Raw genomic sequence first — 1,357 nt, 5'->3', positions numbered from 1 at the left:
CCGCCGGCGAGACTGACGGCCGCTCGAGCCCGCGGTCGACGGCCGAGCAACAGCGTCCCGACGACCGCGACGAGCACGACCAGCATCGGCGCGATCACGAGTGTCGATTCAGTGCCGACGGGCGTCGCCGTCATCGGCGATCACCTGTCGCTGCCGTCAGCGTCCGTTTTCGGTCAGTCAGTAGCACCGTCGTGTTCATCTCTGTTCCCGTCGTCATCGTCGCGGTCGTCATTCTCGATCACCCAGCTCCGTGACGTCCAGCGTGTCGTGTTCCTCGTACACCCGATACGACAGGACGAGCGCGAACGCGGTCATCCCGAACCCGATGACGATGGCGGTCAACACGAGCGCCTGGACCAGCGGGTCGGCCGTCTCCGGGACGTGCTCGCCGTGGCCGGCGAGGATCGGCACCGAGTCGGCGATCGCCGGCGCGATCCCGCCCATCGACAGCAAGTAGAGGTTCGCGGCCTGGCTGATGATCGCCAGTCCCCAGACGACTCTGATCAGATCCCGCCGCAGGAGCAGGAAGGTCCCGATCGCGAACAGCGCGCCGATCGTCGCCGCGAGGACGACCGCCGTCATTCCGCACCCACCACCGAGAGGATCGTGAGCAGTCCACCGACAACCACGCAGTAGACGCCGAAGTCGAACGCCAGCGCGCTCGCGACCTCGAGGTGATCGTAGATCGGGATCCCCTCGAGCATGACGAACGTCTGCGTGAGGAACGGTCGGCCGAAGAGCAGCGGTGCGAGACCGCTGGCGACCGCGATCGCGAACCCGTAGGCGAAGAGGCGGCGGTACGCCAGCACGACGCGGTCCCGAGAGGGGCCCTTGCCGGGATCGACGTCGCGGCCGAGGATCCCTCGCTCGAGGAAGTCCAGCCCGAAGGCCATGTAGACGATCGCGAAGGCCGTCACCGTGAGGACGCCGCCGATGAACCCGCCGCCGGGGAGGTTGTGCCCCTCGAAGAACAGCGAGATCGCGACGACCAGGATGATCGGGACGATCGCTCGAGCGGTCGTCCGCATGATGACCGTCGTCATTCGTCCCCACCTCCGGAACTGCCGCCGCGACGGGTTCCGTCCGGGTCGTCGTCCGGCTGTGTGTCGTCCGTCGGGACGTTATCGGGTAGTTCGTCGTCGGTCGGCACATCGGTGAGTGCATCGCCCTCGCTGTGACCCTGCATGACGATCAGCGTCAGGATGGAAATCGCGGCGAGTGCGACCACGGCGAGTTCGCCGAGCGTGTCGAAGCCCCGGAAGTCGACGAGGGTCACGTTGACGATGTTGGTCCCGCCGCCCCCGGGGACGGCCTGCTCGGCGTAGGCGCGGGCGATCTCGCTCGAGCCGCCCGGACG

General features: G+C 67.6%; 3 protein-coding genes. All 3 read right to left on the bottom strand.

All coding sequences use genetic code 11. The annotated features are described in order from the left end of the window. Window positions 1–228 precede the first annotated feature (228 nt). Complete coding sequence (locus PGX04_RS18830) at window positions 229–582, bottom strand: sodium:proton antiporter (RefSeq protein WP_273739909.1); 354 nt, start codon at window positions 580–582, stop codon at window positions 229–231. Further along, window positions 579–1,043 (bottom strand): MnhB domain-containing protein, encoded by a 465-nt coding sequence (locus PGX04_RS18825; RefSeq protein WP_273739908.1) that lies wholly within the window; start codon window positions 1,041–1,043, stop codon window positions 579–581. The genes PGX04_RS18830 and PGX04_RS18825 overlap by 4 nt, the downstream gene beginning before the upstream one ends. Next, window positions 1,040–1,357 (bottom strand): hydrogen gas-evolving membrane-bound hydrogenase subunit E (gene mbhE, locus PGX04_RS18820; RefSeq protein ID WP_337959478.1); only part of this gene is annotated, 318 nt, incomplete at its 5' end. The genes mbhE and PGX04_RS18825, both read right to left, overlap by 4 nt.

Source organism: Natrinema soli (genome assembly GCF_028618695.1).
Note: the sequence above shows the minus strand (reverse complement) of the source record. Positions and strands in the feature narration are given on the sequence as shown.